Genomic DNA, 16,799 nt, shown 5'->3' with positions numbered 1-16,799 from the left:
CCCGTCGGCGCGAAAAGCACTCTGACGCTTTGATGACTGTTTCGTTATCGCCGATATACAAGTGGCAGGCCCGCGAGTATCCACGAAACGGGCATGGCGGCGGTCCGCCCGCATTGGCCCGCCCCTTCCGCTTGGCGTCCGGGCAAGTGCCGTGTCACCAATGCGCCCGGAAGCGCCAGAGATGGCCAGAGGGGCAAAAATGACCGACAGCACCAATCCGGAAACCATCGCACTGCATGCCGGCTGGCGCGCGGACCCCACCACCGGTTCCGTCGCCGTGCCGATCCACCAGACCACCAGCTTCCAGTTCCAAGATACCGGCCACGCCCAGCGCCTGTTCGGCCTGGCCGAGATGGGCAACATCTACACCCGCATCATGAACCCCACGGTGGACGTGCTGGAAAAGCGCGTGGCCGCGCTGGAGGGCGGCGTGGCGGCGCTGGCGGTGGGCTCCGGCCAGGCGGCGACCACCTTCTGCGTGCTGAACCTGTGCGAGGCGGGGGACAACATCGTCTCCTCCACCGATCTGTATGGCGGCACCTGGAACCTGTTCGCCAATACGCTGAAATCCTTCGGCATCGAGGTCCGTTTCGTGGACCCGGCGAACCCGCAGGCCTTCGCCGATGCCACCGATGACCGCACCCGCTGCTGGTATGCGGAGACGCTGCCCAATCCGAAGCTGCAGGTCTTCCCGATCGCGGAAGTCGCAGCCCTCGGCCGCAAGCTCGGCGTGCCGCTGATCATGGACAACACCGCAGCCCCGGTGCTGTGCAAACCGCTGGCACTCGGCGCGGCCATCGTCATGCACTCGACCACCAAATGGATCGGCGGCCATGGCACCAGCATCGGCGGCGTGGTGGTGGATGGCGGCAATTTCGACTGGGAGGGCAATGCCGCCCGCTTCCCCACCCTGAACAAGCCGGATGCCAGCTACCACGGCGCGGTCTGGACCCAGGCGGTGAAGGCGATGGGGCCGGTCGCCTACATCATCCGCATGCGGGTGATCCTGCTGCGCGACTTCGGCGCGCCCATGGCGCCGATGAACGCCTTCCTGACCCTGCAGGGGCTGGAGACGCTACCGCTGCGAATGGAACGCCACTGCGCCAACGCCATCAAGGTCGCGGCCCACCTGGCCGGCCACCCCGCGGTCGCCAGCGTCACCCACCCCAGCCTGATGACCGGCGAATCGAAGCGCCGGGCCGATGCGGCGCTGAAGGGCGGCTATGGCAGCCTGATGGGCTTCGAACTGAAGGCCGGTGCCGAGGCGGGCCGCAAGTTCATCGAATCGCTCAAGATGTTCTACCACGTCGCCAATATCGGCGACGCCCGCAGCCTGGCGATCCACCCCGCCACCACCACCCACAGCCAGCTCTCGGCCGAGGAACAGGCGGCATCCGGCGTCAGCCCGGGCTATGTGCGCCTGTCCATCGGCATCGAGCATATCGACGACATCATCGCCGATCTCGACCAGGCGCTGGCGGCCGCCGCGGCATGAGTGGCTATCCGGCCCAGCGCCCCCGCCGCAACCGGGTGGATGCCTTCACCCGGCGTCTGGTGGCGGAGAACAAGCTCTCGGTCGATGACCTGATCTGGCCGATCTTCGTCATCGAGGGCCAGGGCATCGAGACCGAGGTGGCCTCCATGCCCGGCATCAAGCGGGTCACGCTGGACCGGCTGGCGGCGCATGTGGAGCCGGCGGCGAAGCTCGGCATCCCGGCGCTTGCCCTGTTCCCCGCCACCGACCCATCGAGGAAGGATGGCGAGGGGACCGAGGCGAAGAATCCGGAAAACCTGATGTGCAGCGCCGCCCGGTTGCTGAAGCGGGAATTCCCGGATCTCGGCCTGGTCGGCGACGTGGCGCTCGACCCCTACACCGACCACGGTCATGACGGCGTGTTGCGCCCCGGGCCGGGCGGCATGTATGTGGCGAATGACGAGACGGTGGAGATCCTGGCGATCCAGGCGGTGATCCAGGCCGAGGCCGGCATCGACATCATCGCGCCGTCGGACATGATGGATGGCCGCATCGGCGCCATCCGCGCGGCGCTCGATGCCAAGGGGCTGATCCACACGCGGATCATGTCCTACGCCGCCAAATACGCCTCGGCCTTCTACGGCCCGTTCCGGGATGCGGTGGGCTCCGGCGCCTCGCTGCAGGGGGGCGACAAGAAGACCTACCAGATGGACCCCGCCAATACGGATGAGGCGCTGCGCGAGGTGGCGCTGGACCTCGCCGAAGGCGCGGACATGGTGATGGTCAAGCCGGGCATGCCCTATCTCGACATCGTCCGCCGCGTGAAGGACCGTTTCGCCGTGCCGACCTTCGCCTACCAGGTGTCAGGCGAATACGCGATGATCATGGCCGCCGTCCGCAATGGCTGGCTCGACCATGACCGCGCGATGATGGAAAGCCTGCTCGGCTTCAAGCGCGCCGGCGCGGATGGCGTGCTGAGCTACTTCGCCGTGGAGGCCGCGACGCTGCTGCGCCATGGCTGAACCGACCCCCTTCCCCCGCCCCTGGCACGGCGCCTCCGACCGCGGCAGCGAGCCCGCGGTGGCGGCGCTGCGGGCGCAGCGGGCGGAGGTGGAGGCGCTGATGGTCTGGCAATTCGCCCGGCCTGGCGAGGCGAAGACCCTCGCCTGGTGGCGGCTGCACCGCGCGCGGCAGGCCCGCCTGGCCCTGATGCAGGAAGACGCGCACCGGCTGCCGCCACTACCGGCACCGGATGGGGCGCTCGACCGCTGGCAGAAGCTCCGCCTGCGGTTCGGCCTGCTGCGGCTGGAGACGGCGCGGCCACCCGGCCGCATCGCCCGGCTTCTGGAGAACGAGCCGGGGCCGCGCTGAGGTCAGTCCAGGAAGCCGGCCACCAGAGCCACCTGGGACGCATCCATCAGCGCCGGCGCATGCCCGACCGCCGGAATCTCCGCCACCCGCACGCCGGGGCGCGCGGCCATTGCGGCCAGCGTCTCCGGCAATAGCAGGTCGCTCTCAGCGCCACGGATCGCCAGGACGGGAACCGAGACCAATCCCCACAGCGCCGAGAGGTCCACCGGCTCGGGCGGCCGGGCGCGGATCGGCACGGCGAGGGCGGGGTCGAAATGCAGCATCAGCCCGCCTTCCGGCGCCGCCCGGGCCGAATGGTGCGCCAGATGGCCCCATTGCGCGTCGGTCAGTTGGCCGAAGGGCGCATGCACCTGGCGCAGATGCGCCTCCACCGCCGCGAGATCCGCGAAGCGGGGTGTCTCGGCGAGATAGGCCTGGATGCGCGCGATCGCCGCCTGCGGCACAAGCGGCCCGACATCGTTCAGCACCAGGCGGCGGATCGGGTTCCCCGTGGCGGCGGCTACCATCATGCCGCAGATGCCACCCAGCGAGGTGCCGACCCAATCAACCGGCCCATCCAGCCGCGCCAGCAGATGCGCCAGCGCGCCGACATAGACCGGCGGCGCATACATCGCCGGGTCCGGCAGCCAGTCAGACAGGCCACGCCCCGGCAGATCCGGGCACAGCACGCGCCGGCCCTGCGCGGCCAGCGCCTGCGCCAGCGCATCGAAATCCCGCCCATTGCGGGTCAGGCCGTGGACGCAGACCACGGGGATGTCCCCGGGGGCGCCATCCGCCGGCCCCCATTCGGTCCAGGCCAGCTGGTGGAAGGCCGCACCCAGCAGGTAGCGCAGCCTTCCCGCCCGCATTCAGACCACGCCCTTCTCGCGCAGCGCCGCGATCCGGCTTTCGCTCATGCCCAGAAGGCCGGAGAGCACTTCCTCGGAGTGTTCGCCCAGCCTGGGCGGCGGCACGCGGTAATCCGCCGGGGTGGCGGAAAGCCGCACCGGATTGGCGATGACCTCCACCGTGGCGCCGGAGGTGTGCAGCATCTCCACCACCACCTTGCGGGCCTGGACATGCGGGTCCGCGAAGACCTTCTCCAGCGTATTGATCGGGCCGCAGCCGATCTTGGCGGCCTCCAGCGCGGCCACCCATTCATCCGTGCTGCGCTGCTGCATCACGGGCGTCAGCGTCTGGGTCACGAAATCGCGGTTGGCGACGCGCGCGGCGTTGGTGGCGAAGCGTTCGTCGGACAGCAGCGCCTGCTGGCCGGTCACTTCGCAGAAGCGCACGAAGGTGGGGTCATTGCCGACGGACAGCACGATATGCCCGTCCCGCGTCGGGAACACCTGGTAGGGCACGATGTTCGGGTGCTGGTTGCCCAGCCGCACCGGGTTTTCCTTGGTCGCCAGGTAGTTCATGCCCTGGTTCGCCAGCCAGGCCACGCTGGTGTCCAGCATGCCGATATCCACCTGCTGGCCCTGGCCGGTGCGTTCCCGGTGGCGAAGCGCCGCCAGGATGCCGATGCAGCCATACAAGCCGGCGAACAGGTCGGCCACCGGCACGCCCACCTTCTGCGGCAGCCCATCCGGCTCCCCGGTCAGGGACATGACGCCGCCCATCGCCTGGATCAGCGAATCATAGCCCGGACGCGGCGCATAGGGGCCGGTCTGACCAAAGCCGGTGATCGAGCAATAGATCAGGCCGGGGAATTTCTGGCTGAGCTGTTCGAAGCCCAGGCCGTATTTCGCCAGTGCGCCGACCTTGAAGTTCTCCACCAGGATGTCGCAGCCATCCAGCAGATCATGGATGATCGCCTGGCCTTCCGGCTTGGCGATATCCAGCGTCAGCGACTTCTTGTTGCGGTTGACCCCGAGGAAATAGGCGCTTTCCTCGGTCTCCGGCCAAACCGGCGGCGCGAAGCCGCGGGTGTCGTCGCCCGAGCCGGGCTTTTCGATCTTGATGACCTCCGCACCCAGGTCACCCAGCATCTGGGTGCAGGTGGGGCCGGCCAGGACACGGGTCAGGTCGAGAACACGAAGGCCGCGAAGCGGGCCGGTGGGCGATGTCATGGGCTGCCTCCATCTCCCGGGTTGCTTAAGCGTGGTGCCCGGACAGGGCAAGCCCGGGGCGCCGCGCCGAGGCGGGAGGTGGTTGGCGCCGGCTGGCGCGCGTGGTTTCCTGGCGCCATGGCAGGACGGCGCAATCGGGGCGAAGTGGGGCGGCGGATGCTGACGCTGCGGCTCGCCCTGGGCGAACAGGTCGCCATCGGCCCGGGCAAGGCCGAGCTGCTGGAGGCGATCCGCGACGCAGGCTCCATCGCCGCGGCCGGACGGCGCATGCAGATGTCCTACCAGCGGGCGCATGATCTGGTGAGCGCGCTGAACGAAGATTTCCGGGAGCCGCTGGTGACGACCGCCATGGGCGGATCGGGCGGCGGTGGCGCGCGCCTGACCCCCCTCGGGGAGCAGGTGCTGCGCGCGTACCGGGAGGCGGAGGCGGCGGCGGAGGCCGCGGTCCGGGATCGCGTCGCCTGGCTGCGCGGGGTCCTGGCCGGCCAGGGCTGACCGCGGCCCGGCTTCAGAAGCGGTTCCGAAGGCGCAGCTGGAACCGCGTCTCGTCGAAATTCGAAGCCTTGTCGTAGCGCAGCCCGGCCCCGATCGAGAGGCTCGGGTTCAGCGCATAATCCAGATCCGCCCTGATCCCGCCCACGGCACCGGCCTGGGACTGGCTGCGAAAATTCGCCAGGATCGGGTTATCGGTGCCCGCCGTGGAATTCGCCAGCGACACCAGCTGGCCCTGCAGACCCGGATCGTTCGGGAAGACCGGCGCGGAATCCTCCCGCCAGGCCGCATAGCCGATGGTGGCGCCGACGCCATAGGACAGGTCGCCGCTCCGGCCACGGTAGTCCACCGGGATGTTCAGCGCCGTGTATTGCTGCGGCGAGAAATAGCCGCCATGGCCGAGGGTGAAGTAGCGCAGGTTGCGCTCATAGGCGAGGTAGACGAGGTCCAGCCCGGTCCGCAGCTCCGCGTCCCCCTGCCGCCAGACCGGGACGGAAACGCCCGCGCCACCCTCGATCCGGGTATTGGAGGCGACGCCGCTGCCATCCAGGCTGGAATAGCCGCCGCCGATATAGCCATAGCCATTGCCGAGCGGGAATTCGAGCTGCGCCCGCCCACCGGTCCGCAGCACCGGGCCCCAGCTTGTGCCAGTGCGCGGGTCCGTGGCGCCGGACCAGGACAGCAGGCTGTCATTCATGCCGCGCCGTTCGGCGGTGAAGCGCGCGCGCAGCCCCTGCGCGGTCAGTTGCGGCGCGATCTCGGCACCGCCGATGATGTTGGAGGTCTGGAAGCCGATCGGCGTGGTGCCGACATCCAGCCGCAGCCAATCCCCGCGCTGATAGGCGAGGCCGACGCCGACGCCGGCGGCACCGGAATCGCGCGGCGCCGGCAAGGTCCCTGCCCCGTTCAGCACGCTGGTGCCGAAGCGCTGCCGCGCCTGCCGGGAATTCTCCAGCGACCCGGAATCGATGGTGGTGGGCTCCGCGAAGGCGGTCAGCCGACCGCCGATCACCGGCAGCGCCGCCACCCCCTCCAGCCGCGCCGAAAGCTCACTCAGCTTGTCGAGGCCGCCATCGCCGGAGCGCATGCGGCCGGAGGCGATGGCGGCCAGGCTGGGGCCGACATCGTCGCGCAGCGCGGCCAGCTCGCGCTCGATCTCCCGGCTCAGCGGGTCGGCCGGCACGCCGGGCCGCGCCACCGCGGCGGGGCCGAAGGGATTGGTCTGGCCGGCGGGCGTCGCCGGGGCCAGGCCGCGCCCGCCGCCGAGTTCAGCGGCGCGTTGCCGCTGCGCGGCCTCCAGCGCCTGGCGCGCCCTGCCGCCATCCCCGGCATCCCGCGCCACGCGGGCCTCCAGCAGCAGCATGCGCGCATCACCCGGCATGGCGCTGCGGCCTTCCGCGAGCAACTGCGCCGCGCGCTGGCGGTCTCCGGCGGCGATCGCCGCCTCGATGGTGGCGCGCCGCGTCTCGACATTGCGCGGGTCGCGGGCCAGCAGGGTCTCCGCGATCCGCAGCGCCTCGGCGGGCTGCCGGGCGGTGATGTAGAGGCGCGCGAGGGCCAGTTGCGCGGCCGGGTCACTGCCGGAGGCCAGGGCCGGGCGCAGGCGTTCGAAGGCACCGGCCTGGTCGCCTGCCTCGTTCAGCCGGTCCGCGGCGCGGATCGCGGCGCCGCCGCGCAACGCCGCGAGGTCGCGCTGCGCCTCGGCGGACACGCCGCCGGCCTCGATCTCGGCGGCGAGCGCCACCGCTTCCGCCTCCAGCCCGGCCGAGAGCAGCGCGCCGGCGATGGCGATACGGGCCGGCACCTGCGTGCGGTTGGCGATCGCCGCGACCCGCCCGGCTTCCCCGGCGCCAGGCCGGTCGCCGGCCTCGCCGAAGGCACGGATCACGGCGGCGGCGGTGGACCCGGTGGGGTCTGGCCGGGCCGCGATGGTCAGCAGCCGGGTGCGGCCATCCAGCGGCGAAGCCGCCATCAGCGCCACCGCCGCCGCCACGTCGCGCTGGCTGCGGATGCGGGTGGCAAGGCGGGACATGTCGGCGCTGCGGCGATTGGCGGGGATGCGGGCCAGGAAGGCATCGGCATCGGCGAGCCTGCCATCCTCCTCCGCCATCAGTGCCGCGGCATAGGTCGCATCCGGCGTATTGAGCCGGCCGGCCAGTTCCTCGACCAGCGCGCGGCCCTCCGCGCCACGGCCCTGGCGGCGCAGCGCGCGGGCCAGGTCGAGGCGAATCCAGGGGTCATCCGGCGCCGCCGCCACGGCATTGCGCAGCAATGCGGCAGCCGCGGCCGGGTCGGCCATGCGCGCGGCCTCGGTGCGGAAGGCGATGGCGGCGGCGGGCGCGGGCGGTGTGCCGCCAGCCGCCGCGCCGGGCACCGCGCCCGGCACGCTGGCCTGGCTCACAGCGACCTCGCCGCCGCGATTCTGCGCCCGCAGCGCGGCATTCAGCCCGGCCTGGGCGGTGGGAAAGCCGGGGCGCCGGGCCAGCGCCGCCCGGAACCGGGCCTCCGCCCCCGGCGCGTCGCCACGGCGCAGCGCGATCTCGCCCAGCACCGTCTCGGCGTCGGATCGGTCTTCCACATCACGCAGGGCGGCGCGCCGGCCGGCGGCATCGGCCTGATCGAGCGCGCCCCGGCGCAAGGCGGCACGGGCGGAGGCGACTTCCTCCCCATAGGAGGCCGCATCCAGGGCGCGCTGCCACTGCCGGGCATTGGCCGGGTTGGCGGCGATGGCGCGCTCCAGCAGATCCCGCGCCTGCGGCAGGTTGCCTTCCCGCAGCCGGATGATGCCAAGGCCGCCGAGGGAATCGGCATCCGCAGGGTTGTCCTGCACCAGCGCCTGGAACCGCCGCGCGCTGTCGCCGAGGGCACCGGCTTCGAGCCGGGCGAAGGCCGTCTCCCGCGCCGCGGCATCCGGGTCGGGCACGGCCGCGGTGGGTGCGGGGGTGCTGCGCAGCGTGGCCAGGCGCTGCGCCATGGCGGTGTCATCCGGGAAACGGCGCAGGAAGGTCTCGGCCTGCGGCGCGATCGCGGGGTCGTTGCCGGCGAAGCCGATCGCGGCGGCCCAGGCGCGGCGCGCCTCGACCGAGATATCGGGCACCTCGGCCAGGGCGCGCAGACGCTCGATGCCCTGGGTGCGGGTGGCCGGTGCGAAGGTCAGTGCCTGGGCATAGGCGAGGCGCGTGCGGTCATCCGCGCCGGGCCGGTCAGCGAGGCGGCCGAGATTCCGCACCCCCTCCTCCCGCGTCGCCGGCGCACCGGCCAGGGCCTGGTAGTACTCGGCGGCGAATTCCTCGGGCGGCGGGCGGTTGCCGAAGACGGCGCGGTAGCGCTGCACCGCGGCGGCGGCGCGGCCATCCTGGGCCAGCCGGCGGGCTTCCTCGATGCCGGTGCGGTCGAGCAGGCTGGCGCGCAGCGCATCCTGCACGGATTCCATCTGCGCCGTCGCGCCGGTGCGTTGCAGCCGGATCAGGTAGCCATTCGCCGCATCCCGGTTGCCACGCGCCAGTTCAAGCCGCGCCGCCACTTCCAGGGCCGAGGGGTTCTGCGGCTCAGCCGCCAGGGCCCGCTCCACCGGCGCCGCGGCCAGATCCGGACGATCCTGCCCCAGCCAGCGTTCCGCCTGCCGGATCAGGATTCCGACGGCGCCGGAGGCCGGAGCCTCCTGTGCCATGGCGGGCGCGGCCACCAGCGTGGCCAGCAGGAGGAAGGGGAGCGGCTTTCGCATCCGTCAGTGGTCCTTCGGGCTGCGCGCACGCAGGCGCATGGCGGAACGGCGGCGCAGCATCCACGCCGTCGGCAGGCCCAGCAGCAGCGCCGCGGCCAGCATCAGCGCGATGACCACGTAGGGGTCTTCGCCGATCCAGAGATAGGGCACGAGCCACCAGGGCGGGTTGCCCACGGAATAACCGCGCCCGGTGCGGAAGGCGCTGATGCGGCTGCCGTTGAGCACGGAGAGGTCACCCTGCACCTGCCCCGCCGTCGCCGGGTCGCGCAAGGTTGCCACCGCATTGGCCAGCGCCAGCGGCGTGGCGCCCAGCACCGCGACGACAGACCGGCCCGATTGCAGCGGAGATTGCGTGCCGACGATCACCGCCACGCTCTCGCCAAGCTCGGTCAATGCCGCGGCGGCGCGCTGGCGTTCCTCGCCCTCACCCAGGAACAGCGCGCGGATCTCGGACAGGCGGTCGGAGGCCCCGAGGCTCAGCCGGTCCGCCGTCACCAGCACAGGGCTGTCGCGCAGCAGCGCCGCGGCGGCCGGCTGCCGGCCGAGCGTGCCGAGCAGGATCACATCCCGCGCGCTGGTGGTGGCGAGGCCATTGGGGAAGGCGACCTGCAAACCCGTCGCCGGCAGCCCGACCTTCAGCGCCAGCGCGCCGATCAGGTCGAGGAAGGCGCCGGTTTCCACCGTGTTCGGCTGTTCCGGCAGCACCACCGCGGTGCCGGACAGATCCGCCATGCGGGTGAAGGGAAAGCCGGAGGAGGCGAAGAAGCCCAGCGAGGGCAGCCGCGCATGCCGCCAGGCGCCGGAGATGTCGATGGTCGAGGTCGGCTCGATCGCGGCGCGGATCTCGCCCGGCACCGCCACGCAGTCGCCGCGCGCCAACGGGCGCATGTCGAAGCGCATCTGCAACTCGTCCTGGCCGGCCAGCAGGTAGGTCGGCACCAGCACGCGGCCACGGCGCACCGCCGGGTCGTCCAGCAGCGTGCCGACCAGCCAGGGCTGCGCGAAGCCCGGCAGCCACCAGCGTTCCCCGCTGCCCAGCGGCAACGATTTCAGGAAGGCGCCGGAGATGGCGATGTCGAGGCGTGACGCCGCCACATCCAGCGCCTGGCCGGTCGGCGCCCGGAAGGCGATATCCACCGGAACGCCCCGCCCGGCCCAGGTCAGCAAATCCGGCGCGGTCCGCATCGGCACGCGGATGGTGCCGGGCGAATAGCCGTAGGCCTGCAGGTCGCTGCGATCCGTGCGCTGGCCGAACTGCTCCGGCCGGTCGGCCGCGACCCAGCGCGGCGCGTCATAGGGCTGGCGCGGCGCCAGGGTGGGCGGGGTCGAGATCACCACGATCTCGCCGCCGAAGCTGTTGCCGCCCACCGCCATGGCGGTCGCCGCCTGCACCAGCTCCGCCTCGGATCGCCCGGCCATGACCAGCAGCGTGCCGAAGGGGTCGGTCGGGTTCGGCACCAGCGCCAGCGTCGGCCCGGCGATGCGCGGCAAGGGCAGGTTCGGGATGGCATCGGCGCTGGCGGCCAGCACCAGCGCGTTGCCGGTCGGCGGCAACTGCCGGGAGACAGGGAAGCGCGCGCCGCGATAATCCGCCTCCACCGCGAAATAGGAGGTGGCGATCGCCGCCGCGCGCAGCGCCGCGGTGCCGGATTCGGAGGCCATGACCACCGGCAGGTTCAAGGCCTGGCGCAGGTTGCGGCGGTCGAACAGCGGCTCCGGCAACCGCGCCAAATCACGCTGCGGCGCCAGCCGCTCGATGGTCAGCGACAGGGTCGAGAGGTCGGAGACATTGGCCGAGAGCAGGCCGGAGAGCGGATCGTTGCACTCGGTGCTGTAGCGCGCGCTGAAGCGGAAATTCAGCCGGTTCAGCTCGGCGAAGGCCAGCGGGTCCAGGTCGAAGCCGACCGGGCCGAAGGCACCGCGCGCCGGGTCCAGCGGCAGGTTGCCGACGAACTGTTCATTCAGCGTCACGGCGATCTGCGAGAGGGAGGGGATGAGCTGGGCGGAAGACCCGCCCTGCACCACCAGCCGCGCGGCGGTGACGACCTCATCGCGGGAGAAGCCGAACAGCACGCCTTGCAGATCCGCCGTGCCGCGGAACTGCATCGGGCCGGCGAGCCCAAGCTCGCGCAGCGTGAAGCGCAGTTCCCGCACCGCATTCGAGGCCAGAGGCGCCGCGGCCAGCGGGGTGAAGGATGGGGGCGTGGGTTGGGTCGCCAGCGGGGCGGGCGCGAATCCGGCCCGCGGCGGTGCCGGTTCGGTCAGGGACGGCTCGGCCAGGGAAGGCTGGGCGAAGGAGGGCTGGCCGAAGGACGGCTCGGCCAGGCTGCCAGGGTCCAGCAGCGGGCGCGGCGCCTGGGCCAGAGCTGCCCCGGGCAGCCCGAGCGCCAAGGCCAGCAGCGCCGCGGAAACCACTTCCGGCACTCTCGCGCGCCCTGTCGCGACCTCTCCCGGCCGGCGCGGACGCAGCATGTCGGACTTCCGTTCCTGGACCGCGGCGGCCAGCGCTTCCGGCTTGCGGACCGGTGGCTTGCGGATGCGGAAGCGGTAGCGCACGAAAACCGCGTCACGCGTTGCCGCCACCACGTCACGCAGCGCCCGCATGGGGCGGTCGACCGGCCAGTTGTCCCAGGCAACCCACGCATCCGGCCGGCCGAAGAACACGCGCACCAGCGCCATCTCATTCCGCACATCGGTCAGCACGAAACGCACCATCGCCTCATCATCCTCCCAGCGCAGCAGTTGCGCCGGGATTTCCAGAACCTCGCCACCGACATGGAAGGCGATGCGGATCTCGGCCTCGTCGGCCAGGCCGAGCGGCCGGTCCAGCAGCAGCCGCGCGCCGGATAGCGACATGTCCGACGTCGTGGCCGGCATCCGGCGCCCGTCGGACAGCACGATCTCGGCGGGGATGTCGGCCTGGATGCGGGCGCGCGCGCGCATCTGCTCGCGCTCCACCCCCACCGCGACGGCGGCGGAAACCGGCACCAGGCACAGCACGGCCCACAGCGTGTTCAGCGCATAGGCCTGGAATTCCAGCGAGCCGGCCGTGGTGGTGGACAGCCCGTAGATGCCGATGGACACGCCGACGAGCAGCATGCCGAGGATCAGCATGGTCGGCAGCACGGCGCGCACGTCGAGGTAGCCTTCCTCCACCATGCCGCCCTTGTCGGTCACGTTGAACTTGCCCTTCAGCGGGTCCCACAGCGTGGCCAGGGTCACGCGCACCAATGGGCCGGCCAACGTCGCCTCATAGATCTCGGACCAGAAGGAATGGCGGTTCTTGCCGTTCAGCCGGGCCGCCGTGCCGAAGGCGTGGATCATGTGGCTGCCGGCATAGGCGATGATCGCCAGCGGCGAGGCCGCGATGATGTTCTGGCCGAGGAACAGGAAGGCCAGTGGCGCCGTCAGGAAGACGATGCGCGGCAGCGCGAACAGGAAGGAGAAGCCGGCGGTGGTGTAGCAAAGCCGCTGCGCGATGGTGAGTTCGCGCACCATCGGCGTGTTTTCCTGCCGCAGGATCTGGATCATCCCGCGCGCCCAGCGCATGCGCTGGCCCATATGGATGGAAAGGCGTTCGGTGGCGAGGCCGGCGGCCAGCGGCAGGCGGAGATAGGCGGTGTGCCAACCCTTCTTCTGCATCAGCAGGGCACGGTGGCAATCCTCCGTCACCGTCTGGTGCGGCACGCCACCCACTTCCTCCAGCGCCGTGCGGCGGATCAGCGCGCAGGAGCCGCAGAAGAAAGCGGCGTTCCACAGATCATTGCCGGGCTGGATGGCGCCGTAGAACAGCAGCCCCTCATTCGGCACCGGGCGGCGGCGCGCCAGGTTCCGCTCGAACGGGTCGGCCGAGTAGAAGAAGTGCGGCGTCTGCACCAAGGCGATGCGGGCATCACGCACCATCCAGCCGGCGGTGAGCTGCAGGAAGGCGCGGGTCGGCGCGTGGTCGCAATCGAAGATCGCGATGTATTCGCCATCCGTGTGCTTCAGCGCGTGGTTGATGTTGCCGGCCTTGGCGCCCTTGTTGTCGGGGCGGATGATGTAGCCGCAGCCCACTTCCTCGGCGAATTTGCGGAATTCGGTGCGGCGGCCGTCATCCAGGATGTAGACATTCATCCGGTCCCGCGGCCAGTCGATGTTCATCGCCGCCAGCACCGTTGGGCGGACGATGTCGAGGTCCTCGTTGTAGGACGGCACGTAGATGTCCACGGTGGGCCAGGTCGCCGGGTCCGCCGGCAGCGGCACCGGCTTGCGGTCCAGCGGCCAGGTCAGCTGGATGTAGGACAGGAACAGCAGCGTCGCCGCATAGGCCTCCGCGAGGATCAGGCCAATGGACAGAGTGCCGCCCAGCACGGTGTCGAATTCCAGCGTCTGCGTCACCCGCCAGAACAGGTAGCGGGAGGTGATGGCGACCGAGAGCATCACCAGCACCACGGTGACGCGGCGGGACCGGAAGCGGTTCAGGATGATGAAGGCGGCAGCCCCCGCCAGGGTCAGCACGCCCTGGGCCTCACCCGGCAGCGGCACCGTGACGACGATGAGAAGCGCCAGCAGGCCGATGCCGATCAGCAGCCCACGCAGCAGGCGGCCGGCGAGCGGCAATTGGCCTTCCGTCGCGGCGCGGATCAACGCCGGTGACCCCAGGATGCCAGCGCCGAGAAGGTTGGCCGCGGCTTGTCCCGGTCCTGCGGCACGGCCAGCGCCAGCAGTCCCTCGATGCGTTCGGCCAGCAGGGCGAGATCCTCGGAGCCCGGCCCGGTGCCCTCCACCGGCAGGCGCCGGTCGGCCAGCGCTTCCGCCACCGCCGGGTCGCGCGCCACGGCGCTGACCGGGCGGTCGCCCATGGTCTGCTGCGCGAATTCAAGCACGGCATCCGACAGCGGGGAGGCGAGTTCCACCTGATTCAACACCAGGATCGCCTTCTGCGCCGAGCGCGCCGCCAGGGTGCCACGGCCAAGGAAACGGCCGCTGGCGATGGAGGGGATGAAGGATGCGGAACCCGAATCCGCCAGCAGCACCACGCAGATCACGTCCGCCAGCGGCAGCACCGCAGACAGCGCCGGCGTCGGCCCTGGCGGTGCATCCACCACCACCACGCGCTGCGGCGCCGACAACATGTCCCGCACCTGGCTGGCCAGCACATCCGGCTGTTCCAGCAGCAGCCGGGTCAGGTCCAGCGCCGCCTTGGGTTCGGCGTTGCCGTGCGCCAACAGGGAAACCGCCGCCCGCGTCGGGCGTACGCAGTCGCGCCAGGAAACCCCCTCCCCCAGCCGGGCCAGGAAGCCGCCTTCCTCATGAATCGGCACGCCGAGATGCAGGCGCAGCGCGTTCTGTGGATCGAGGTCGAGTCCCACGACCTCATGCCCCTGTGCCGCCAGTACGGCGGCGACATTGGCAGCAAGGGTGGTCTTCCCGACGCCGCCCTTGGGCGAGACGAAAGCTACGAGCGGCATGGCAGATGGGATACTCTGGCTAGGTGTGTAGGCTAGAGCGTGGAGGGAGGCGGAGCGCGGCGGTCGGTATAGCGTGGTGGGGCCGGCGCCAATTCATCGAGCAGCGCAAAGCGCCGGGCCGGCACGGCTTCAACCGCCACCGCGGGCGGCCCACCCGGGGGCGGACGGTGCGCGCCGAGCGACACGTCACGGCGATCCCGCAGCATCTTTGCCGGTGGCCGTTCGCCGACATGGATGGGCGCCTCGAACCCCTCCGGCGGGGGTAGTGCAAGCGGACCGCGCAGCCGGGCGGTACGCTGGGAGCCAGGGGTGGCCGTCAGGGCCGGCTGCATCGGCGGCGTTTCGATCAGCCGGTAGAGGCTTGCCAGCAGCGAACGGGCGCGCGGCGCGGCTGGAGCACCGGCAGCGCCGGCGGTTTTCGGATCCGCGATGGCCTCGGTCCCGACAATCCCGGCCGTGCCGGGCCCGGGCTTCTCAACCACGGCCAGACCGGGACCATCCGGCAGCAGGACAGCGACATCCAGAACACGCGGGGTGACAAAGGAAGGTACCGGTTCGGCCAAAACCTCCGGCACCGTGATTTCCGTGCTCGGCCAGGTTCTGTAGCTGAACTGGGCGAGACCGCAGGAAGCAACCAGCCGTTCGACGTGACGCTCCATGCTTCCTCACCACCTGTCATAAAACAGGAAGGTTTCAATGCAACGGAATTCGCCCAAAAGTCAACGGAAACGCGCTTCAGGTCGCAGCTTCACGGCATACGAACAAAGGAAAAACCCGTTCCACCTCCCTCCTCGTTTGTGATTTTTCCGAAACGATGCCGACTTGACCGTTTGGAAAGCGCGTTGAGGGTTGCTCCGGGCAGGCTGCAGGCAACCGGCCGGCGCCGTGCACGCTGGCATCTGGCGCAACTTCCGGAGTCCAGGCGCAAGCCCTCGGTGCCTGACCTGACAAGATTGGTCGCCGCCTGGCGCAGCGGGAGGGCAGGATCAGCGCGGCATGGCATTCAGCATGCCGCGCGCGCCGAAGCCGCACAGCGGAACCGCCGGCACGCGGCAGGACACCGGCAGCCCGAGCATCTTCGCCAGGCGTGGCCGGCGCGCATCGCGGACAGCAACCGGAAGAACAGCACGCCGCCGCACACCACGTCGCCGTTCCACGGCTATCGCCCGGCCGGCCCCTCCACCGGCACCTTGGCGCAGAATGCCTGCCGCCGCCGTCGGGGATGAGGTTCAGCGCGTCGGCAGAAGGTAGCGCGCGCGCGCCACGCGCTGGCGCTGGCCGCCGGAAAACTGCCCCCGGCCGCCCGTCGGGCAACGCGCCGAGAGTGGCGTTGCGCTGCGGCAACACCATATGCAGGAAATGCCCCAGACATCGTCCAGCACGCGGCAGCCGGATTTCGCGCGCCCCCTCAAGGCCGCCATTGCCGGCCGCGTCGTTGCCCTTTTCAACGACCGCAGCCGTGGCGAAGCGCCGGTGCAGCGCCGCCCGGATGGGCTGTTCGGCCCAGGCTCCGTCGCCTGGCGCGTGCATGGCGATGTCGCCGCCATGATGGTCGGCGGCATTTCCTCCCTGTTGCTGCAGATGCTGCACCCGGCGGTGCTGGCCGGCGTCTGGGACCATTCCAATTTCAGGACCGACATGCAGGGCCGCTTGCGCCGCACCGCGCGCTTCATCGCCCTGACCACCTATGGCGGCCGCGAGGAGGCCGAGGCGGTGATCCGCCGCGTCCGCCACATCCATGACAGGGTGGGCGGCACCCTGCCCTGCGGCACGCCCTATGCCGCCAATGACCCGGCGCTGCTCGCCTGGGTGCATGTGACGGAGGCCACGAGCTTCCTGAGCGCCTGGCGCCGCTATGTCGAGCCGCGCATGACACTGGCCGACCAGGACCGCTACTTCGCGGAGATGGCGCAGATCGCCCGTGCCCTGGGCGCCGCCCCGGTGCCGACCGATCGCGCCGGGGCGCGGCACCTGATGGAAAGCTACCGGCCGCAACTGCGCGAGGACCACCGCACGCGGGAGGTCCGGTCGCTGGTGCTGAAGGGCGCCGGCTCGGACCTGCTGGCGACGCAGGTGCAGGCCCTGGGCAACCAGGCCGCCATCGACCTGCTGCCCGAATGGGCCAGGCGGCTGCACGGGCTGCCCAACCCGTTGCTCGGCCGACCCTTCGTGCGCGCCGGCACGCTCGGCGTGGCGCAGACGCTGCGCTGGGCGTTCCGCTGAGGCGCGCC

Annotated in this window: 11 protein-coding genes; 5 read left to right on the top strand and 6 right to left on the bottom strand. The window is 71.1% G+C overall.

Annotation, left to right across the window (positions count from 1 at the left end):
• Positions 1 to 199: 199 nt before the first annotated feature.
• From Q8S40_RS11645 to Q8S40_RS11635, 3 genes are read left to right on the top strand one after another with little or no spacing between them, the layout of a single operon-like run.
• A complete protein-coding gene (locus Q8S40_RS11645; protein WP_305670532.1) occupies positions 200 to 1,495 on the top strand; it encodes an O-acetylhomoserine aminocarboxypropyltransferase/cysteine synthase family protein in 1,296 nt (431 codons plus the stop codon).
• Entirely contained in the window at positions 1,492 to 2,496 is a 1,005-nt protein-coding gene (gene hemB, locus Q8S40_RS11640) for a porphobilinogen synthase (RefSeq protein WP_304814619.1), read from the top strand. The genes Q8S40_RS11645 and hemB overlap by 4 nt, the downstream gene beginning before the upstream one ends.
• Complete coding sequence (locus Q8S40_RS11635) at positions 2,489 to 2,845, top strand: hypothetical protein (protein ID WP_304814620.1); 357 nt, start codon at positions 2,489 to 2,491, stop codon at positions 2,843 to 2,845. The genes hemB and Q8S40_RS11635 overlap by 8 nt, the downstream gene beginning before the upstream one ends.
• Before the next feature lie 2 nt (positions 2,846 to 2,847).
• Here the strand turns inward: Q8S40_RS11635 and Q8S40_RS11630 are convergent, their stop codons facing one another.
• Positions 2,848 to 3,693 (bottom strand): alpha/beta fold hydrolase, encoded by an 846-nt coding sequence (locus Q8S40_RS11630; RefSeq protein WP_305670531.1) that lies wholly within the window; start codon positions 3,691 to 3,693, stop codon positions 2,848 to 2,850.
• Positions 3,694 to 4,899 (bottom strand): CaiB/BaiF CoA-transferase family protein, encoded by a 1,206-nt coding sequence (locus Q8S40_RS11625; RefSeq protein ID WP_305670530.1) that lies wholly within the window; start codon positions 4,897 to 4,899, stop codon positions 3,694 to 3,696.
• A 117-nt stretch (positions 4,900 to 5,016) separates the two neighbouring features.
• On the opposite strand from Q8S40_RS11625, the gene Q8S40_RS11620 reads away from it, so the two are divergent.
• Positions 5,017 to 5,394 carry a winged helix-turn-helix domain-containing protein gene (locus Q8S40_RS11620; protein ID WP_304814625.1) on the top strand — a complete coding sequence of 126 codons (378 nt, stop codon included), beginning with the start codon at positions 5,017 to 5,019 and terminating at the stop codon, positions 5,392 to 5,394.
• A gap of 13 nt (positions 5,395 to 5,407) precedes the next feature.
• Here the strand turns inward: Q8S40_RS11620 and Q8S40_RS11615 are convergent, their stop codons facing one another.
• From Q8S40_RS11615 to Q8S40_RS11600, 4 genes are read right to left on the bottom strand one after another with little or no spacing between them, the layout of a single operon-like run.
• Entirely contained in the window at positions 5,408 to 9,115 is a 3,708-nt protein-coding gene (locus Q8S40_RS11615) for a cellulose synthase subunit BcsC-related outer membrane protein (RefSeq protein WP_305670529.1), read from the bottom strand.
• A gap of 3 nt (positions 9,116 to 9,118) precedes the next feature.
• A complete protein-coding gene (bcsA, locus tag Q8S40_RS11610; protein WP_305670528.1) occupies positions 9,119 to 13,744 on the bottom strand; it encodes a UDP-forming cellulose synthase catalytic subunit in 4,626 nt (1,541 codons plus the stop codon).
• The gene (locus Q8S40_RS11605; RefSeq protein WP_304811439.1) at positions 13,741 to 14,568 is read right to left on the bottom strand and encodes a cellulose synthase operon protein YhjQ/BcsQ; all 828 of its coding nucleotides are present in this window, start codon (positions 14,566 to 14,568) and stop codon (positions 13,741 to 13,743) included. Before Q8S40_RS11605 ends, bcsA begins: the two co-directional genes overlap by 4 nt.
• Before the next feature lie 32 nt (positions 14,569 to 14,600).
• Positions 14,601 to 15,227, bottom strand: coding sequence for a hypothetical protein (locus Q8S40_RS11600; RefSeq protein ID WP_305670527.1), 627 nt, complete (start codon positions 15,225 to 15,227; stop codon positions 14,601 to 14,603).
• Positions 15,228 to 15,927: 700 nt separating this feature from the next.
• On the opposite strand from Q8S40_RS11600, the gene Q8S40_RS11595 reads away from it, so the two are divergent.
• Positions 15,928 to 16,791, top strand: a complete 864-nt coding sequence (locus tag Q8S40_RS11595) for an oxygenase MpaB family protein (RefSeq protein ID WP_305670526.1) — start codon at positions 15,928 to 15,930, stop codon at positions 16,789 to 16,791.
• The last annotated feature ends 8 nt before the right edge of the window (positions 16,792 to 16,799 follow it).

The sequence above is a fragment of the Falsiroseomonas sp. genome, assembly GCF_030695085.1.
In the GTDB taxonomy this organism is placed as follows: domain Bacteria; phylum Pseudomonadota; class Alphaproteobacteria; order Acetobacterales; family Acetobacteraceae; genus Falsiroseomonas.
The sequence above is the reverse complement of the archived record's forward strand: the minus strand, read 5'-3'. Positions and strand labels throughout refer to the sequence as shown.

What these genes read in the sequence shown, in the direction of transcription:
- Q8S40_RS11645 (WP_305670532.1), top strand. Translation starts at nt 200, where the DNA reads ATGACCGACAGCACCAATCCGGAAACCATCGCACTGCATGCCGGCTGG.
- hemB (WP_304814619.1), top strand. Translation starts at nt 1,492, where the DNA reads ATGAGTGGCTATCCGGCCCAGCGCCCCCGCCGCAACCGGGTGGATGCC.
- Q8S40_RS11635 (WP_304814620.1), top strand. Translation starts at nt 2,489, where the DNA reads ATGGCTGAACCGACCCCCTTCCCCCGCCCCTGGCACGGCGCCTCCGAC.
- Q8S40_RS11630 (WP_305670531.1), bottom strand. Translation starts at nt 3,693, where the DNA reads ATGCGGGCGGGAAGGCTGCGCTACCTGCTGGGTGCGGCCTTCCACCAG.
- Q8S40_RS11625 (WP_305670530.1), bottom strand. Translation starts at nt 4,899, where the DNA reads ATGACATCGCCCACCGGCCCGCTTCGCGGCCTTCGTGTTCTCGACCTG.
- Q8S40_RS11620 (WP_304814625.1), top strand. Translation starts at nt 5,017, where the DNA reads ATGGCAGGACGGCGCAATCGGGGCGAAGTGGGGCGGCGGATGCTGACG.
- Q8S40_RS11615 (WP_305670529.1), bottom strand. Translation starts at nt 9,115, where the DNA reads ATGCGAAAGCCGCTCCCCTTCCTCCTGCTGGCCACGCTGGTGGCCGCG.
- Q8S40_RS11605 (WP_304811439.1), bottom strand. Translation starts at nt 14,568, where the DNA reads ATGCCGCTCGTAGCTTTCGTCTCGCCCAAGGGCGGCGTCGGGAAGACC.
- Q8S40_RS11600 (WP_305670527.1), bottom strand. Translation starts at nt 15,227, where the DNA reads ATGGAGCGTCACGTCGAACGGCTGGTTGCTTCCTGCGGTCTCGCCCAG.
- Q8S40_RS11595 (WP_305670526.1), top strand. Translation starts at nt 15,928, where the DNA reads ATGCCCCAGACATCGTCCAGCACGCGGCAGCCGGATTTCGCGCGCCCC.